Raw genomic sequence first — 18856 nt, forward strand, 5'->3', positions numbered from 1 at the left:
ATGCCGCCCCCCACGGGCCCCGTACCGACGGCCGGCCTCGTCCCGGAAGACCTGCCGAGGCCCGGCGGCGTCCCCCTCTCTCGCGTCGCCGTCATCGGCGGCGGCCCCGGCGGCCTCTACGCCGCCGCCCTGCTCAAACGGCAGGACCCGGCCCGCGAGATCACCGTCTGGGAGCGCAACGCGCCCTCCGACACCTTCGGCTTCGGCGTCGTCCTCTCCGACGAGACCCTCGGCGGCATCCGGGACGCCGATCCCGTCGTGTACGCCGCCCTCGCCCGCGAACTGGTCCACTGGGACGACATCGACATCGTCCACCGCGGCCACCTCACCACCTCCACCGGCCACGGCTTCGCCGCCCTCGGCCGCCGCCGTCTCCTGGAGATCCTGCACGCCCGCTGCGCCGAGCTGGGCGTACGGCTCCGCTTCCGCGCCGAGGCCCCGCCCGCCGCGCGGCTCGCCGCCGGCCACGACCTCGTCGTCGCGGCCGACGGCGTGCACAGCCGCACCCGCGAAGCCCACGCCGACCGCTTCCGCCCCCGGATCACCACCCACCGCTGCCGCTACATCTGGCTCGCCGCCGGCTTCCCCTTCGAGGCCTTCCGCTTCGAGATCGCGGAGACCGAGTACGGCGTCATGCAACTGCACGCCTATCCCTTCTCCGCCGACTCCTCCACCGTCATCGTGGAGATGCGGGAGGAGGTCTGGCGCGCGGCCGGCTTCGACGCGCTGGACGAGGCCGAGTCCACCTCCCGCTGCGCCAAGATCTTCGCCGAGGCCCTCGCCGGCCGGGCGCTGCGCTCCAACAACTCGGCCTGGACCGCCTTCCGCACCGTCGTCAACGACCGCTGGTCCCACGGCACCACCGTCCTCCTCGGCGACGCCGCCCACACCGCCCACTTCTCCATCGGCTCGGGCACCAAACTGGCCGTCGAGGACGCCCTCGCCCTGACCTCCGCCCTCGGCGACCACCCCACCCTCCCCGAGGCGCTCGCCGCCTACGAGGCCGAGCGGCGACCCGTCGTCGCCTCCACCCAGCGGGCCGCCGCCGCGAGCCTGCGCTGGTTCGAGGAGCTGGCCGGGCACGTCGACCGCCCGCCCCGCCGCTTCGCCTTCGACCTCCTCACCCGCAGCCGCCGCGTCACCCACGCCAACCTGCGGCTGCGCGACCCCGCCCTCACCGCCGCCGTCGAACGCGACTTCGGCTGCCCGCCCGGCACCCCGCCCATGTTCACCCCCTTCCCGCTGCGCGGCCTCACCCTGCGCAACCGGATCGTCGTCTCCCCCATGGACCTGTACGTCGCCGAGGACGGCGTCCCCGGCGACTTCCACCTCGTCCACCTCGGCGCCCGCGCCCTCGGCGGCGCCGGACTCGTCATGACCGAGATGGTCTGCGTCAGCGCACACGGGCGGATCACCCCCGGCTGCGCCGGCCTGTGGACCGACGAACAGGCCGCGGCCTGGAGCCGCGTCACCGACTTCGTGCACACCTCGGCACCCGGCACGGCGATCGGCGTCCAGCTCGGCCACTCCGGCCGCAAGGGCTCCACCCGGCGCATGTGGGAAGGCATCGACCAGCCCCTGCCCGAGGGCAACTGGCCGCTCGTCGCCGCCTCGCCGCTCCCGTACCGGCCCGGCGTCAACCAGACCCCGCACGCCCTCGACCGCGCCGGGATGACCGCGATCCGCGAGGAGTTCACCGCCGCGGCCCGCCGCGCCGCCCGCAGCGGCTTCGACCTCCTCGAACTCCACTGCGCCCACGGCTACCTGCTCTCCGGCTTCCTCTCCCCGCTCACCAACCACCGCACCGACGCCTACGGCGGCAGCCTGGAGAACCGGCTGCGCTTCCCCCTCGAAGTCTTCGACGCCGTACGGGAGGTGTGGCCCCGCGACCGGCCCATGACCGTCCGGATCTCCGCCACCGACTGGGCCGAGGGCGGCACCACCGCCGAGGACGCCGTCGCCTTCGCCCGCGCCTTCGCCGACCACGGCGCCGACGCCCTCGACGTCTCCACCGGCCAGGTCGTCCCCGACGAGCAACCCGAGTACGGGCGCTCGTACCAGACCCCGTACGCCGACCGCATCCGCAACGAGACCGGCGTCCCCGTGATCGCCGTCGGCGCCATCTCCTCCTGGGACGACGTCAACTCGCTGCTCCTCGCGGGCCGGGCCGACCTCTGCGCCCTGGCCCGCCCCCACCTCTACGACCCGCACTGGACCCTGCACGCAGCCGCTGAGCAGGACTACCGGGGTCCGGCCGCCCCCTGGCCCGCCCCGTACCGCGCGGGCAGCCGCCGGCCCCCGACCGGACGCCGGGAAACGGTCACCTGACCCCCCGGCCGGCGGCCCCCCGCACGAACTCCGCGCCCCGGTCCCGCAGCAGCTCGTGCAGGGCCGTGAACACCTCCGCCGAGCGGCGGCCCGGCCAGTCGGCCGGCAGCAGCTCGGCGGGCAGCACCGGGTCCGCGTAGGGCAGCCGGCGCCAGGAGTCCAGCGCGAACAGGTAGTCCCGGTAGGCGTCCTCGGCGTTCCCGCCGCCCCCGGTCCGCCAGGCCCGCAGCACCGGCTCGTGGGCCGCCAGGAACTCCTCGTGCAGCGCCGCGATGGCCGGCAGGTCCCACCAGCGGGCCACCGCCCCGGCCGTCGCCGTGTACCCGAGGTGGTCGCCCCGGAACAGGTCGACGTACGCCGAGAGCCCGAGCCGCTCCAGGGTGTTCCGGGTCTCCTCGTACAGCCGCGCCGGCGCGATCCACACCCCCGGCGCCGCCGTGCCGAAGCCCAGTCTCCCCAGCCGGGAGCGCAGCAGGTGCCGCTTGTGCCGCTCGGCCTCCGGCACGGAGAAGACGGCGAGGACCCAGCCCTCCGACAGCTTCGGCTCCGTGCGGGCGTAGATGCGGCGGTCGCCGTCGTCGAGCAGCCGGCGCGCCTCCTCCGACAGGGCGTATCCGGCGGCCCCGTCCGCCGTCCGGCGTGCCAGCAGCAGCCCGCGCCGCTTCAGCCGCGACACCGAGGACCGCACCGACGGCGCGTCCACACCGACCACGGCGAGCAGCCGGATCAGCGCGGCCACCGGTACGGGGGCGTCGTCGGGACCACGGCCGTAGGCGCCGTAGAACGAGACGATCAGGGAACGGGGGGTGTGCTGCTCGGCCACGGTGATCACTTTAGGCCTGTCGTGCCACCCGCGCGGACCGGCCGGTGCCCCGCTCCCCGCCCGTCAGGCGGGATCGCGCAGCCGGAAGCGCTGGAGCTTGCCGGTCGCCGTGCGCGGCAGGGCGTCCAGGAAGACGATCTCGCGCGGCGACTTGTACGGGGCGAGACGGGCCCGGACGAAGGCCCGGAGCGAGGCGGCCGTCACCGAGTCGCGCGGCACCCCGTCCCGAACCACCGCGTAGGCGACCACGACCTGGCCGCGCAGCGGGTCCGGGCGGCCCACGACCGCCGTCTCCACGACGTCCGGGTGACCGAGCAGCACCTCCTCGACCTGGGGTCCCGCGATGTTGTAACCGGCCGAGATGATCATGTCGTCGGCCCGGGAGACGTACCGGAAGTAGCCGTCCGGCTCGCGGACGTACGTGTCGCCGGTGATGTTCCAGCCGTCCCGGACGTACTCGGCCTGGCGGGGATCGGCCAGGTAGCGGCAGCCGACCGGACCGCGTACCGCGAGCAGCCCCTCCTCGCCGTCGGGGACCGGAGCCCCGTCGGGGCCGACGACGCGGGCCTGCCAGCCGGGCACCGGGCGGCCGGTCGTGCCGGGACGGATGTCGCCGTCGGCGGCCGAGATGAAGATGTGGAGCAGTTCGGTCGCCCCGATGCCGTTGATCAGGCGCAGGCCGGTCCGCGCGTACCAGGCCTTCCACGTGCCCTCGGGCAGGTTCTCCCCGGCGGAGACGCAGCGGCGCAGCGAGCCGAGGTCCGGCGCGGTGCCCGCGTCCAGCTCGTCGAGCATCACCCGGTAGGCGGTCGGGGCGGTGAAGAGGACGGAGACCCGGTGGCGTTCGACGGCCGCGAGCAGCTGCTTCGGTCCGGCCTGCGCGAGGAGCACCGCGCTCGCCCCGGCCCGCAGCGGGAAGAGGACCAGCCCGCCCAGGCCGAAGGTGAAGGCGAGCGGCGGCGAACCGGCGAACACGTCGTCGGGCGCGGGCCGCAGCACGCGCGCCGAGAAGGTGTCGGCGACGGCCAGGACGTCCCGGTGGAAGTGGACGCAGCCCTTGGGCCGTCCGGTGGTGCCCGAGGTGAAGGCGATCAGCGCCACGTCGTCGGCGGCCGTCGCCACCGCCCCGTACGGGGCGGACCGGCGCTCCGCGAGGACGAGCAGGTCCTCCGGACCGTCCCCGCCGTACGGGGTGACGCGCAGGCCGGGCACCCGGGCGGCGAGCAGTTCGTCCAGGACCGTGGCGTCGCAGAGCGCGTGCGTGCAGCGGGCCATCTCCGCCATGACGGCCAGCTCGGGGGCGCGCTGCTGGGCGAGTACGGTGACGGCCACCCCGCCCGCCTTCATCACGGCGAGCCAGCAGGCGGCGAGCCACGGGGTGGTGGGCCCCCGGAGCAGGACGCGGTTGCCGGGAAGAAGGCCGAGGTCGCCGGTGAGCACATGGGCGATCCGGTCCACCCGGTCCCGCAGCTCCCCGTAGCTCCACACCCCGCCCTCGCCGTCGTGGAAGGCAGGCCGGTCCGCGCCGAATCGTTCCAGCGTGCGGTCGAGGAGCTCCGTGCCGCAGTTGAGCCGTTCCGGGTAGGCCAGCTCGGGCAGCTCGAAGAGGAGGCGCGGCCACCGCTCCGGCGGCGGCAGATGGTCGCGGGCGAAGGTGTCGAGATGGGCCGAGGGCGTCAGCTCCATGGATCCGTCCCCCTGTCGAGGTGGGGTCGTCCGGCGCCCCACGAGCGTATCGTGATGGTGACGACAGTCAACGGTTCGCGACAAGGGTGCCGGAGGGCGCCGTGGCACACGCGCTCCAGGGCGCGGGAAGAGGGACGCCCGAGGGCGTCGGAGAGGGCCCACATGCCCGCATTCTCGCTCGATCCGGAACAGACCACCTGGTGTGCGGAGCTCCGCGCCCTCGCCGCCGAGCGCCTGCGCCCCCTCGCCGAGAAGGGTGAACCGGGCCGCGTCAACCGGCCCCTCGTCGCCGCGCTCGGTGAGCTCGGCCTCCTCGCCCGCGTCTTCGAGGCGGGGGCCTTCGACCTCTGCCTGCTGCGCGAGTCCCTGGCCCGCGAGTGCACCGAGGCGGAGACCGCCCTCGCCCTCCAGGGGCTCGGCGCCCATCCCGTGGCCGCCTTCGGCACCCCCGCGCAGCGGGCCCGCTGGCTCCCCGGGGCCACCGCCGGGCGGGCCGTCGCCGCCTTCGCGCTCTCCGAGCCGGGCGCGGGCTCCGACGCCGCCGCCCTCGCCCTCGACGCCGTCCCCGACGGGCGCGGCGGCTGGCGGCTGCACGGCGAGAAACAGTGGATCTCCAACGCCCCCGAGGCCGACTTCGCCACCGTCTTCGCCCGCACCACCCGGGGCGCCGGCGCGCGCGGCGTCACCGCCTTCCTCGTCCCCGCCGACCGGCCGGGCCTGGGCGGGGAACCGCTCGACATGCTCGCCCCGCACGCCCTGGGCACCCTCACCTTCGACGGGGTGCCGGTCGGCCCCGAGGACCTCCTCGGCCCGCCCGACGGCGGCTTTCGGGTCGCGATGACCACCCTCAACCTCTTCCGGCCCAGCGTCGGCGCCTTCGCCGTCGGCATGGCGCAGGCAGCCCTCGACGCGGCCCTCGCCCACACCGCCGCCCGTCCCGCCTTCGGCGGCGTCCTCGCCGACCTCCAGGGCGTCTCCCACCGGATCGCCGAGATGGCCACCCGCACGGAGGCCGCCCGCCTCCTGGTGTACGCGGCCGCCGCCGCGTACGACGCGGGCGATCCGGAGGTGCCCCGGCGCTCCGCCATGGCGAAGCTGTTCGCCACCGAGACCGCCCAGTACGTCGTGGACTCCGCCGTCCAGCTGCACGGCGCCCGCGCCCTCCAGCGCGGCCACCTCCTCGAACACCTCTACCGCGAGGTGCGCGCCCCCCGGATCTACGAGGGCGCGAGCGAGGTCCAGCGCGCGATCGTCGCCAAGGAGCTGTACGGGCGTGCGCGCACGGCGGAAATCGCTTCCGCCTCCACCCCGTTCGAGGAGGTCCGGTCCCGATGAGCCTGCACCGGCACAACCCCGCCGAACTGTCGCCGCCCACCGGCTTCTCGCACGCGGTCACCGCCACCGGCACCCGCCTGGTCTTCCTGGCCGGCCAGACCGCGCTGGACACCGACGGCAAGGTCGTGGGGGAGACCCTCACCGAGCAGTTCGCCACCGCGCTCGGCAACCTCCTGACCGCGCTGCGGCACGCCGGCGGCACCCCGGCCGACCTGGCCCGGGTCACGGTCTACACCACCGACGTCGCCGACTACCGCCTGCGCGCCCACGAACTGGGCCGCGTCTGGCGGGCGTTGGCGGGCCGGGACTACCCGGCGATGGCCGTCGTCGGTGTCGTACGGCTCTGGGACGAGCAGGCGCGGGTCGAGCTGGACGGCTTCGCGGTCCTGGACGACCCCCCGCCCGCCTGATCGACTGGAAAGGTGACCGGGGCGGGCTTAGGGTCGAACAGTGGACCGACCGGCCCACGGTTCCTCCGGTGGGGGCGCGATGCGCCATGAACGACCATGAGTAGGACACCGAAGCCGACGACCCCGGCGGCGACCTCTCCGCGCGGCACGGGCGGGGACGGCAAGGGCATCGCCCTGTTCGTGATCGCCTCGTGCCAGTTGATGGTCGTCCTCGACATCACCATCGTGAACATCGCGCTCCCGGACATCCAGAGCGCGCTGGCCTTCTCGACCACCAGCCTCTCCTGGGTGGTCAACGCCTACACGCTGACCTTCGGCGGCCTGCTGCTCCTCGGCGGCCGGGCCGGTGACATCCTCGGCCGCCGCCGGGTGTTCGTCTTCGGCGTGCTGCTGTTCGGCCTCGCCTCGCTGCTCGGCGGCTTCGCCCAGTCCGACTGGCAACTGCTCGCGGCCCGCGCTCTGCAGGGCGTCGGCGGCGCCATCGCCTCGCCGACCTCGCTCTCCCTCATCACCACGACCTTCGACGAAGGGCCCGAACGCAACCGGGCCTTCGGGGTGTTCGCGGGAGTCTCGGCGGGCGGCGGCGCCATCGGCCTGCTCGCCGGCGGCGTCCTCGTCGAATGGCTCGACTGGCGCTGGATCTTCTTCGTCAACGTGCCGATCGCCCTCCTCATCGCCTTCCTGACCCCCCGTCATGTGAAGGAGTCCGAGCGGCACCCGGGCCACTTCGATCTGGCCGGCGCGCTCACGTCGACGCTCGGCATGGTGGCCCTGGTGTACGGGTTCATCCGCGCCGCCCAGGAGGGCTGGCGCGACGCGTACACGCTCGGCTCGTTCGCCGCGGCCGTCGTCCTGCTGGTCCTCTTCGTCCTGGTGGAGCGGCGCTCGCGGCAGCCGATCACCCCGCTCCACATGTTCGCCGACCGCAACAGGGCGGGCACCTACGGCATCATGCTCGGCCTCGCCGCCGCGATCTTCGGCATGTTCTTCTTCCTGACCCTGTTCGTGCAGAGCGTCCTGGACTTCAGCCCGCTGGAGGCGGGCCTCGCGTTCCTGCCGGTCAGCGCGGTCATCGCGGTCGCCGCCGGCTTCACCTCCCAGCTCCTGCCGAAATACGGGCCCAAGCCCTTCATGGTCCTCGGCTCGCTCTGCCTGGCCGCCGGCCTGTCCTGGCTCACCCTGACCGACGTCCACTCGACGTACGCGGGCTCGATCCTCGGACCGATGCTGGTCTTCAGCCTCGGCATGGGCATGATGTTCGTCTCGCTGACCCTGATGGCCCTGTCCAACGTGGCCCCCGACGAGTCGGGCGCCGCTTCCGGGCTCCTCAACGTAACGCAGCAGGTGGGCGGTTCACTCGGCCTGTCGATCCTCGTCACCGTCTTCGGCACGGTCAGCCGGAGCGAGGCCGACGAGCAGGTCCCCGCCTTCCTCTCCCAGGCCGGCCCCGCCGAGAAGGCCCGGTTCGCGGAGACCGGACAGCTGCCGCCCCCCTGGGGCGACGAGGTGCTCACCGCGGGCGTCTCGGCCGGATTCATCGTGGCCGCCGCCTTCGCGATCGTCTCCCTCGTCATCGCGCTCGTCGTCATCCAGGTCCGCCCCTCCGACATCGAGCGGCTCAAGGGCGGCGGGCTGATGCCGGGCGGCTGAGTCACCGGCGGGGGCCGCTGCGGGCGGGTTAATGAAAACGATTGTCATGCTGATATGGTCATCGGCACACCCGCCCCCCGCGCCCTCAGAGGACCCCCGTGTTCCGCCTGCCCGAAACCCGCCGCGCCACCCGACGCGGCCCCCTCGCCACCGCCCTCGCCCTCACCACCGCGGCGGCGACCCTGCTCACCGGCTGCTTCGCCGGCTCCGGCACCACCGCCGGAAGCGGAGGACGGCCGGGCGGCGGCGGCGACGCGGCCTCCGGCGGACGGATCCGCGTCGCCATGATGCAGCCGCCCCGCTCCGGCCTCTCCCCGCTCTCCGACGACGCCTTCAAGCTCTCCCGCTGGTCCACCGCCGAGACCCTCGTCCGGCTCGACCCCGACGGCAACGCCGTCCCGGCCCTCGCCACCGCCTGGCAGCGCACCGGCCGGACCTGGACCTTCACCCTCCGCGAGGGCGTCACCTTCCACGACGGCACCCCCCTCACCGCCGAGGCCGTCGTCCGCTCCCTCACCACCGCCGCCCAGGCCTCGCCCAAGCCCCGGATCCTCGACGGCGTCGACCTCACCACCCGCGCCACCGGACCCCGGACCGTCACCGTCACCACCGCCACCGACGACCCCCTGGTCCCGCAGCGCCTCAGCTCCCCCCAGCTGTCGATCCTGGCCGCCAAGGCCTACCGAGGCCGCACCGTGAACCCCGTCGGCGCCGGCACCGGCCCCTTCGTCCTCGTCCGCGCCGACGGCACCGCCTCCGCCACCCTCGACCGGTACGACCGCTACTGGGGCGGCCGCCCCGAGGCGCCGGGCATCGACGTGCGGTACGTCCCCGACGGCACCGCCCGCGCCGCCGCCCTGCGCAGCGGAGAGGCCGACATCGTGGAGGCCGCCCCCGTCTCCCAGGCCCGGCTCCTGGACCCGGACCTGATCACCGAGGTCCCCATGCCCCGGACCAACACCCTCTACCTCAACACCCGCAAGGGCCCCTTCAAGGACCCCGCCCTGCGCGCCGCCGCCCGCCGGGCCGTCGACGCCCGCGCCCTCGTGACCGGGGTGTACGAGGGCCGCGCCGACCTCGCCCACGGCCTCCTCGGCCCCGCCCTGCCCTGGGCCGCCGAACTCCGCCGCCCGGTGCGCCACCCGGTCGCGCCCGCCACCCCGCGCGGCACCACCGTCACCCTCGGCACCTTCACCGACCGCGCCGAACTGCCCGAGGCGGCCCAGCTCCTCCAGCAGCAGCTCCGCAAGGCCGGCTTCACCGTCGAGCTGGACATCCGCGAGTACGCCCACATCGAGGCCGACGCGCTCGCCGGGAAGTTCGACGCCTTCGTCCTCTCCCGGGCCACCGTCCTCGACTCCGGCGACCCCGCCGCGTACCTCTACAGCGACTTCGCCACGGACGGCTCCTTCAACATCTCCCAGCTCGCCGACCCGGCGGTCGACCGCGCACTCGCCACCGCCGCCGGCACCCCGGCCGGCGCCGCCCGCCGCCGCGCGGTCCTCGCCGCCGAAGCCGCCGTCCTCGCCACCGACGCCGCCGTGCCGATGCTCCACGAACGCGTGATCCAGGGCGAGGCCACCCACGTCGTGGACGCGGCCCACGACCCGCGCGAACGCGAACTGATCACCGCCCGCACCCACCTCCGATGACCGCCCCCCCGGCCGACGGCCCGCCCCCGGGACGGGCCCCCCGCGCCTGCGGGCACGTAGCCGTCAAGCCCCGTGCCTCCGCCGCGCGGGGCGGCCACCCGGCCGTGAGGGAGCGTCCGTTCGCCACGAGGGCCGGCCGCCCGGTGGCCGGGGCTCGTCGCCCGGCGCTCCGGGCCTGGCGCGCGGCCACGCAGACGCGCCTGCTCCCGGCCGGGCAGTCCGCCGCGGGGAAGGGCCCGCTCGCCCTCCGGGGCGGGCGAGTGGCCATGCGCCCCCACGCCGTCGCCCCGTGGGGGCGCACGGCCCCGAGGACCCTTCCGACCGGTCCCCCGTCACCTGAGGACCACCGATGACCCACCACCCCCGACCCCGCAAGCCCCTCTCCCGGCCCCGGCCGTCCGTCCCGGCCGCGCCGCTCGCCCGGGCCGGCGCGCTCGCCGGGGTCGTCGCCGCCGTCGGCCTGCTGCCCTGGCTGTCCGGGAAGGACCCGGCACTCAGCCTCCTCCGGGCCCGGTCCGCCGAACAGGCGCCCACGGCCGAGGCGCTCGACGCGATCCGCGCCGACCTCGGCCTCGACGCCGGCCCCTGGGGCCTGTTCACCGGCTGGGCCGGCCGCCTGCTCCACGGTGACCTCGGCGTCTCCTGGGTGTCCGGCACCGAGGTGCTGCCCACGGTCACGGCCGGCCTCGGGGTCTCCCTGACCCTGATGGGCGCGGCCCTCGCCGTCGCGCTCGTCGTCGCTGTGCTCGTCGCCGCCCCCGTACTCCTGCGGGGCCGGGCCACCACGGGCACGGTCGCCGCGATGCTGACCTCGCTCCCCGAGTTCCTCCTCTCCCTCGGCCTGCTCGTCGTCGCCGGGGTCTGGCTCCGCCTGTTCCCCACCTCCGGCTGGGCCGGACCCGCCCACCTCGTGCTGCCCGCGCTCGCCCTCGGCGTCCCCGCCGGGGCGCTGCTCGGCCGGCTCGTCGCCGACGCGCTCCCCGCCGTCCTGGACGAACCGTGGGCCGAACTGTGGCGCGGCGCCGGCACCAATCGGCGCCGGATCACCACCGCCGCCCTCCGCCGCGCCCTGCCGGCGCTCGTCCCGCAGGCCGCCCTGGTGGTCGTCGGCCTGACCGGCGGCGCCGTCGCCGTCGAAACCGTCTTCGCCGTCCCCGGCCTCGGCCGTACGGCCCTGGGCGCGGCCACCTCCCAGGACCTCCCGCTGCTCCAGGGCTGCGTCCTCGCCCTCCTGGGCCTGGGCCTGCTCACCGGCGCCGCCGCCGCCCTCGTACGCCGCCGCCTCCTCGGACCGGCACTGCGCGCATCCGGCCTGAGCCTGCCGCCGCCGCGCCCGGCGCGCGCCTCCGCCCGCGTGCCGCTGATCCTGGCGGCGGGCCTCGCCGCGGTCATCGGCTGGGGCCTGCTCCGCGACCCGTACGCCGTCGACCTCGCGTCCCGGCTCGCCGGCCCGTCCGCCGCGCACCCGCTCGGCGCCGACGCCCTCGGCCGCGACGTCCTCGCCCGGCTCGGCCACGGCGCCGCCGCGACCGTCGGCACAGCCGTCGCCGTCACCGCGCTGAGCTGGCTGGTCGCCCTCGTCCTCGGCTTCCTGCCGGGTACGGCGGCGGGCCTCGCCGACATCGCCAACGCCCTGCCCCCGGTGATCACCGGCCTTCTCGTCGCGGCCGTCACCGGCCCCGGCACGGAAGCGGCCGCGCTCGCGGTGACCCTGGTGTCCTGGCCGCCGCTGGCCGCCCACGCCGCCGCTCTCGCCGAGGAGATACGGGCCTCCCGGTTCCTCCTCGCCCAGCGGGCGCTCGGCGCCGGACCGTGGTGGATCGCCACCCGGCACGTCCTGCCGGGTGTCGCGGGCCCCGTCGCCCGCCACGCCGCCCTGCGGCTGCCCGGCGTCGCCCTGGCCCTCGCCTCCCTCGGCTTCCTCGGGCTCGGCGCCCGTCCGCCCTCGCCCGAGTGGGGGCTGCTCCTCGACGAGTCCGCCGACTACGTGGAGCGCGCCCCGGTCGCGGCCCTCGCCCCCGCCGTGGCCCTCGCCCTGCTGGCCGCCCTGGCCGCCCGCCTGGCGGGCACCGCCCCGGTCCGCCGCGCCTCCCGCCGTACCCCCCTCAGGAAGGCCCCCGCCCATGCCGACGACACCGCCACACTCCCGGCCCCGGCCTGAACCGCTCCTCACCGCCGACGACCTGCGGATCTCCTTCGGCGGCACCGAGGCCGTCCGCGGCGTCACCTTCGAGGTGTACGCGGGCGAAGTCCTCGCCCTGGTCGGCGAGTCGGGCGCCGGCAAGTCGCTCACCGCCCGGGCCCTGCTCGGGATGGCGCCCCGCGCCGCCACCGTCACCGGCCGCGTCCTGCTGCGCGGCGCCCCCGTCACCCCCGCCGACCTCGGCCGCCGCATCGCCCGCATCCCGCAGGACGCCCAGTCGGCGCTGTCCCCCGTCCACCGCGTCGAGGACCAGCTCGCCCTCGCCGCCCGCTCCGTACGGCCCCTGCGGCGCGCCGAGGCACGGGCGCTGGCACGCCGGGCCCTCGCCGAGGTCGGCCTCGGCCCCGAGGCCGCCGCCGCGCGCCCGCACGCCCTCTCCGGCGGGATGCGGCAGCGCGCCGTCATCGCGACGGCCCTCGTCAACGGCCCCGAGCTGGTCGTCGCCGACGAACCGACCACCGCCCTCGACCCCGAGCGGCGGGAGCGGATCCTCACCCTGCTGCGCGAGCGCTGCGCCGACGCCGGCGCGGCGCTCCTCCTCGTCAGCCACGACCTGGAGGCGGTCCGGCGGCACGCCGACCGGGTCGCCGTCCTGCACGCCGGACGCCTCGCCGAACTCGGGCCCGCCGCCCGCGTCCTGACCCGGCCGGCCGCCCCGTACACCCGCGGTCTCCTCGCCGCCCTCCCCACCGAGGACCTGCCGCACCGCTCCCGGCTGCCCGCCCCCGACGGCACCCCGCTCCTCCCCGGCGCGCCCGGCTGCGCCTTCGCGCCGCGCTGCCCGCGCGCCACCGACCGGTGCCGCGCCGAGGAGCCCGAACCGAGGTCCGTGGCCGGACACCGGGTCGCCTGCCACCACCCGTACGCCGAGGAGGAGGCGGCGTGAACCCCCTGCTCCAGGTCCGTGACCTCGTCGTCCGGTACGGCGACCGCCCCGCCGTCGACGGGGTGTCCTTCGACGTGGCGGCGGGGGAGACCGTCGGCCTCGTCGGCCCCTCCGGCTGCGGCAAGTCCACCACCGCCGCCGCCGTCCTGCGGCTGCTGCGCCCCGCCGCCGGCTCCGTCCGTTTCGACGGCACCGAGCTCACCGCCCTCGGCGCGAGGCCCCTGCGCGCCCTGCGCCCCCGGTTCCAGCCCGTCTTCCAGGACCCGTACGCCGCCCTGAGCCCCCGCCGCCGTGTCCGCGACCAGATCGCCGAACCGCTGCGGATCCACGGCCTCTGGTCCCGGACGGACGGCCCGCTGCGGGTCGCCGAACTCCTCGACCGCGTCGGCCTCGGCCCCGCCCTCGGCGAACGGCTGCCGCACGAACTGTCGGGCGGCCAGGCCCAGCGCGTCGGCATCGCCCGCGCGCTCGCCACGGGCCCCGAGCTGCTCGTGCTCGACGAACCGACCTCCGCGCTCGACCCCTCCGTACGGGCCGGGATCCTCAACCTCCTGATGGACCTCCAGGACACCCTCGGCGTCGGCTCACTGTTCATCTCCCACGACCGGGCGGCGGTACGGCACGTCTGCGACCGCGTCCTGACCATGAGCGAAGGACGACTCACCGCGTGACCCCGCTCGCCGTCTCCTCGTGGCCGGCCAGTTCACCCCCAACGTCGGCTTCTTCGCCGTCCTGCCCTACCTCGCCGGCCACCTCATCCTCCCGGGCCCCCTCCCTCTCCCGGCGATCCCCGCGGTCCCCTCGGCACTGCCGGTCACCGCGGGGGCTCTCACCCGGACATGACGAAACCCCCGGCCCTCCCGAAGGAGGAGCCGGGGGTCGTGCAGCGCTTCCTAGATGTCCCGGAAGATCTCGATCTGCGCCCCCACCGAGTTCAGCCGCTCCGCCAGGTCCTCGTACCCCCGGTTGATGACGTAGACGTTCCGCAGCACCGACGTGCCCTCGGCCGCCATCATCGCGAGCAGGACGACCACGGCCGGGCGCAGTGCCGGGGGGCACATCATCTCGGCGGCGCGCCAGCGGGTGGGGCCCTCGACCAGGACGCGGTGGGGGTCGAGGAGCTGGAGGCGGCCGCCGAGGCGGTTGAGGTCGGTGAGGTAGATGGCCCGGTTGTCGTAGACCCAGTCGTGGATGAGGGTCTTGCCCTGGGCGGTGGCCGCGATGGCCGCGAAGAAGGGGACGTTGTCGATGTTGAGGCCCGGGAAGGGCATCGGGTGGATCTTGTCGATCGGCGCCTCCAGCTTGGAGGGGCGGACCGTCAGGTCGACCAGGCGGGTGCGGCCGTTGTCGGCGGCGTACTCGGGGGAGCGGTCGTGGTCGAGGCCCATCTCCTCCAGGACCGCGAGCTCGATCTCCATGAACTCGATCGGGACCCGGCGGATCGTCAGCTCCGACTCGGTGACGACGGCGGCGGCCAGCAGACTCATCGCCTCGACCGGGTCCTCGGAGGGTGAGTAGTCGACGTCGGCGTCGATCTGCGGCACGCCGTGCACGGTGAGGGTGGTGGTGCCGATGCCGTCGACGCGCACCCCGAGCGCCTCCAGGAAGAAGCAGAGGTCCTGGACCATGTAGTTGGAGGAGGCGTTGCGGATGACGGTCACGCCGTCGTGGCGGGCCGCGGCCAGCAGGGCGTTCTCGGTGACCGTGTCCCCGCGCTCGGTCAGCACGATGGGGCGGTCGGGGGAGACGGACCGCTCCACGCGCGCGTGGTAGAGCCCCTCGGTGGCGGTGATCTCCAGGCCGAAGCGGCGCAGCGCGATCATGTGCGGCTCGATCGTGCGCGTACCGAGGTCGCAACCGCCGGCGTACGGCAGCTTGAAGCGGTCCAGGCGGTGCAGCAGCGGGCCGAAGAACATGATGATGGAGCGGGTGCGGATGGCGGCCTCGGCGTCGATGGACTCCATGTCCAGTTCGGCGGGCGGCACGATCTCCAGGTCCACGCCGTCGTTGATCCAGCGGGTGCGGACGCCGATGGAGTTCAGCACTTCCAGGAGGCGGAAGACCTCCTCGATGCGGGCGACGCGGCGCAGGACGGTGCGGCCCTTGTTGAGCAGGGAGGCGCAGAGCAGCGCGACACAGGCGTTCTTGCTCGTCTTGACGTCGATGGAGCCGGAGAGGCGGCGGCGGCCGACGACGCGCAGGTGCATGGGGCCGGAGTAGCCGAGGGACACGATCTCGCTGTCGAGGGCCTCACCGATGCGGGCGATCATCTCAAGGCTGATGTTCTGGTTGCCGCGTTCGATCCGGTTGACGGCGCTCTGGCTGGTGGCCAGTGCTTCGGCGAGCTGCGTCTGTGTCCAGCCGCGGTGCTGGCGGGCGTCACGGATGAGCTTGCCGATACGTACGAGGTAGTCGTCTGCCATGGCGTCACGTTATCTCAGATATGAGATGAAGCGATCATCGGGGTGGTTCATCCGGGTGGCGTGTCGTGCGCGATCGGGTGGCGCGGTTCGTACAGGGGCAGTTCGGTGCCGCTCGGCAGCCGTACCGCCGCGAGCAGGCCCCACCCCTGGTCACTGATGGGCCGTGAGATGTGCGCGCCCCGGTCCTCCAGGGTCGTGAGCGTGGCCGTGATGTCCTCGCACATGAGGTAGACCTCGTGCTGGGGCTCGCCCTCCGTGGGGTGCACGGCGATCTCGGCCGGCGGCAGCCGGAAGATCAGCCAGCCGCGCCCGGCGTCCACGTGGTCGAAGCCGACGACGTCCTTGAGGAAGTCGCGGTCGGCCTCGGCGTCCCGGGTGTAGAGAATCACATGCGCGCCGCTGAACATGGTCCGATCCTCGGCCCGCCCCGCGGTGGCGGCAATTCCTCCGCGTCCGTCCGGGTTCGTCCCGCTCCGTCGCCGCGCGGTCCGGCTCCTCCGCCCGCGCGCCCGCAGCGCGGGCGGAGAACGGGCGCGGCCGGGCATGACCGGACGCCGGGGATGCACTAGAGTTATCTCGACATCGAGATAACTGCTTACGGCGCACTGCGGCCGCCTGCCCGGTAAGGGTGACCTAACTAAGCCTTACCTTAGCGGATCGGCGAGGAGTCGTGGCGGCAGCATGACGGTAGTACGCGCACTTTGATGAAGGAGACTGTCGTGTCGGCGAACAGCTTCGACGCCCGCAGCACGCTGCGCGTGGGCGACGAGTCGTACGAGATCTTCCGCCTGGACAAGGTGGAGGGCTCGGCCCGGCTCCCCTACAGCCTGAAGGTTCTGCTGGAGAACCTGCTCCGCACCGAGGACGGCGCGAACATCACCGCCGACCACATCCGCGCCCTGGGCAACTGGGACTCGCAGGCCCAGCCGAGCCAGGAGATCCAGTTCACGCCGGCCCGCGTGATCATGCAGGACTTCACCGGCGTGCCCTGTGTCGTCGACCTCGCCACCATGCGCGAGGCCGTCAAGGAGCTCGGCGGCGACCCGGCGAAGATCAACCCGCTGGCCCCGGCCGAGCTGGTCATCGACCACTCCGTCATCGCCGACAAGTTCGGCACCAAGGAAGCCTTCGGCCAGAACGTCGAGCTGGAGTACGGCCGCAACAAGGAGCGCTACCAGTTCCTGCGCTGGGGCCAGACCGCCTTCGACGAGTTCAAGGTCGTCCCGCCCGGCACCGGCATCGTCCACCAGGTGAACATCGAGCACCTGGCCCGCACGGTCATGGTCCGCGGCGGCCAGGCGTACCCCGACACCCTCGTCGGCACCGACTCCCACACCACCATGGTCAACGGCCTCGGTGTGCTCGGCTGGGGCGTCGGCGGCATCGAGGCCGAGGCCGCCATGCTCGGCCAGCCGGTCTCCATGCTCATCCCGCGCGTCGTCGGCTTCAAGCTGACCGGTGAGCTGCCCGCCGGCACCACCGCCACCGACCTGGTGCTGACCATCACCGAGATGCTCCGCAAGCACGGTGTCGTCGGCAAGTTCGTCGAGTTCTACGGCGAGGGTGTGGCGGCGACGAGCCTCGCCAACCGCGCCACCATCGGCAACATGTCGCCGGAGTTCGGCTCCACCGCCGCCATCTTCCCGATCGACGGCGAGACCCTGAACTACCTCAAGCTCACCGGCCGCTCCGAGCAGCAGGTCGCGCTCGTCGAGGCGTACGCCAAGGAGCAGGGCCTCTGGCTCGACCCGGCCGCCGAGCCCGACTTCTCCGAGAAGCTGGAGCTCGACCTCTCCACCGTCGTCCCGTCGATCGCCGGCCCGAAGCGCCCGCAGGACCGCATCGTCCTCGCCAACGCCGCCGCGCAGTTCGCCCAGGACGTCCGCAACTACGTGGACGGCGTCGACGAGGCGGGCAAGGAGTCCTTCCCGGCCTCCGACGCCCCGGCCAACACGCCGAACGGCGCCCCGTCGAAGCCGGTCACCGTCACCGCCCCCGACGGCTCGACGTACGAGATCGACCACGGCGCCGTCACCGTCGCCGCGATCACCTCCTGCACCAACACCTCGAACCCGTACGTCATGGTCGCCGCCGCGCTCGTCGCGAAGAAGGCCGTGGAGAAGGGCCTGACCCGCAAGCCGTGGGTCAAGACCACCCTCGCCCCGGGCTCGAAGGTCGTCACCGACTACTTCGACAAGGCGGGCCTCACCCCGTACCTCGACAAGGTCGGCTTCAACCTCGTCGGCTACGGCTGCACCACCTGCATCGGCAACTCCGGCCCGCTGCCGGAGGAGGTCTCCAAGGCCGTCAACGACCACGACCTCGCGGTCACCTCGGTCCTCTCCGGCAACCGGAACTTCGAGGGCCGTATCAACCCCGACGTCAAGATGAACTACCTGGCCTCCCCGCCGCTGGTCGTCGCGTACGCCATCGCGGGCTCCATGAAGGTGGACATCACCAAGGACGCCCTCGGTGTCGACCAGGACGGCAAGCCGGTCTACCTGGCGGACATCTGGCCCTCCGAGGCCGAGGTGAACGACGTCGTCGCCAACGCCATCGGCGAGGACATGTTCAACAAGTCCTACCAGGACGTCTTCGCGGGTGACGCCCAGTGGCAGGCGCTGCCGATCCCGACCGGCAACACCTTCGAGTGGGACCCGCAGTCCACCTACGTCCGCAAGCCCCCGTACTTCGAGGGCATGACGATGGAGACCACCCCGGTCACCGACATCACCGGCGCGCGCGTGCTGGCGAAGCTCGGCGACTCGGTCACCACCGACCACATCTCCCCGGCCGGTGCCATCAAGGCCGACACCCCGGCCGGCCAGTACCTCACCGAGCACGGTGTGGAGCGTCGTGACTTCAACTCCTACGGCTCGCGCCGTGGCAACCACGAGGTCATGATCCGCGGCACGTTCGCCAACATCCGCCTGCGCAACCAGATCGCGCCGGGCACCGAGGGCGGCTACACCCGCGACTTCACGCAGGAGGGCGGCCCGGTCTCCTTCATCTACGACGCCTCCCGCAACTACATCGAGCAGGGCATCCCGCTCGTCGTGCTCGCGGGCAAGGAGTACGGCTCCGGCTCGTCCCGTGACTGGGCCGCCAAGGGCACCGCGCTCCTCGGCGTCAAGGCCGTCATCGCCGAGTCGTACGAGCGCATCCACCGCTCGAACCTCATCGGCATGGGCGTCCTGCCGCTCCAGTTCCCGGAGGGCCAGTCCGCCGCGACCCTCGGTCTGACCGGCGAGGAGACCTTCTCCTTCGCGGGCATCCAGGAGCTCAACAACGGCACCACGCCGCGCACGGTCAAGGTCACCACCGACACCGGTGTCGAGTTCGACGCGGTCGTCCGCATCGACACCCCCGGTGAGGCCGACTACTACCGCAACGGCGGCATCATGCAGTACGTGCTGCGGAACCTGATCCGCGGCTGACCCGGTCCCGGCCGGCCGGTGAA

The 18856-nt window shown here is 74.1% G+C and carries 13 protein-coding genes; 9 read left to right on the forward strand and 4 right to left on the reverse strand.

What is annotated here, in order from left to right:
• Positions 1–2328 (forward strand): bifunctional salicylyl-CoA 5-hydroxylase/oxidoreductase, encoded by a 2328-nt coding sequence (locus ACFY60_RS21060; protein ID WP_388612356.1) that lies wholly within the window; start codon positions 1–3, stop codon positions 2326–2328.
• Here ACFY60_RS21060 and ACFY60_RS21065 read toward each other — a convergent pair.
• On the reverse strand, positions 2321–3151 hold the full coding sequence (locus ACFY60_RS21065; protein ID WP_388612358.1) for a PaaX family transcriptional regulator C-terminal domain-containing protein: 831 nt from the start codon (positions 3149–3151) through the stop codon (positions 2321–2323). The genes ACFY60_RS21060 and ACFY60_RS21065 overlap by 8 nt on opposite strands.
• A 63-nt stretch (positions 3152–3214) precedes the next feature.
• On the reverse strand, positions 3215–4837 hold the full coding sequence (locus ACFY60_RS21070) for an AMP-binding protein (RefSeq protein WP_388612360.1): 1623 nt from the start codon (positions 4835–4837) through the stop codon (positions 3215–3217).
• Between the two features lie 162 nt (positions 4838–4999).
• Between ACFY60_RS21070 and ACFY60_RS21075 the strand changes: the two genes are divergently transcribed.
• From ACFY60_RS21075 to ACFY60_RS21105, 7 genes are all read left to right on the forward strand, one after another.
• Entirely contained in the window at positions 5000–6172 is a 1173-nt protein-coding gene (locus tag ACFY60_RS21075; protein ID WP_388612362.1) for an acyl-CoA dehydrogenase family protein, read from the forward strand.
• Positions 6169–6582, forward strand: a complete 414-nt coding sequence (locus ACFY60_RS21080; RefSeq protein WP_388612364.1) for a RidA family protein — start codon at positions 6169–6171, stop codon at positions 6580–6582. The genes ACFY60_RS21075 and ACFY60_RS21080 overlap by 4 nt, the downstream gene beginning before the upstream one ends.
• 96 nt (positions 6583–6678) lie before the next feature.
• Complete coding sequence (locus ACFY60_RS21085) at positions 6679–8232, forward strand: MFS transporter (protein ID WP_388612366.1); 1554 nt, start codon at positions 6679–6681, stop codon at positions 8230–8232.
• A 98-nt stretch (positions 8233–8330) separates the two neighbouring features.
• Positions 8331–9884: an ABC transporter substrate-binding protein gene (locus tag ACFY60_RS21090; protein WP_388612368.1), complete on the forward strand. Its 1554-nt coding sequence runs from the start codon at positions 8331–8333 to the stop codon at positions 9882–9884.
• A 349-nt stretch (positions 9885–10233) separates the two neighbouring features.
• Entirely contained in the window at positions 10234–12045 is a 1812-nt protein-coding gene (locus ACFY60_RS21095; RefSeq protein ID WP_388612370.1) for an ABC transporter permease subunit, read from the forward strand.
• Positions 12008–12973, forward strand: a complete 966-nt coding sequence (locus ACFY60_RS21100; protein WP_388612372.1) for an ABC transporter ATP-binding protein — start codon at positions 12008–12010, stop codon at positions 12971–12973. The genes ACFY60_RS21095 and ACFY60_RS21100 overlap by 38 nt, the downstream gene beginning before the upstream one ends.
• The gene (locus ACFY60_RS21105) at positions 12970–13644 is read left to right on the forward strand and encodes an ATP-binding cassette domain-containing protein (RefSeq protein ID WP_388612374.1); all 675 of its coding nucleotides are present in this window, start codon (positions 12970–12972) and stop codon (positions 13642–13644) included. Before ACFY60_RS21100 ends, ACFY60_RS21105 begins: the two co-directional genes overlap by 4 nt.
• A gap of 222 nt (positions 13645–13866) precedes the next feature.
• Here the strand turns inward: ACFY60_RS21105 and ACFY60_RS21110 are convergent, their stop codons facing one another.
• A complete protein-coding gene (locus tag ACFY60_RS21110; RefSeq protein ID WP_345286173.1) occupies positions 13867–15396 on the reverse strand; it encodes a UDP-N-acetylglucosamine 1-carboxyvinyltransferase in 1530 nt (509 codons plus the stop codon).
• Between the two features lie 47 nt (positions 15397–15443).
• Complete coding sequence (locus ACFY60_RS21115) at positions 15444–15803, reverse strand: VOC family protein (RefSeq protein ID WP_388612376.1); 360 nt, start codon at positions 15801–15803, stop codon at positions 15444–15446.
• A gap of 312 nt (positions 15804–16115) precedes the next feature.
• Here ACFY60_RS21115 and acnA point away from each other — a divergent pair, with 312 nt between their 5' ends.
• Positions 16116–18833, forward strand: a complete 2718-nt coding sequence (acnA, locus tag ACFY60_RS21120; protein WP_388612378.1) for an aconitate hydratase AcnA — start codon at positions 16116–16118, stop codon at positions 18831–18833.
• Positions 18834–18856 lie beyond the last annotated feature (23 nt).

This window comes from Streptomyces sp. NPDC012827, assembly GCF_042900905.1.
Lineage (GTDB): Bacteria > Actinomycetota > Actinomycetes > Streptomycetales > Streptomycetaceae > Streptomyces > Streptomyces gulbargensis.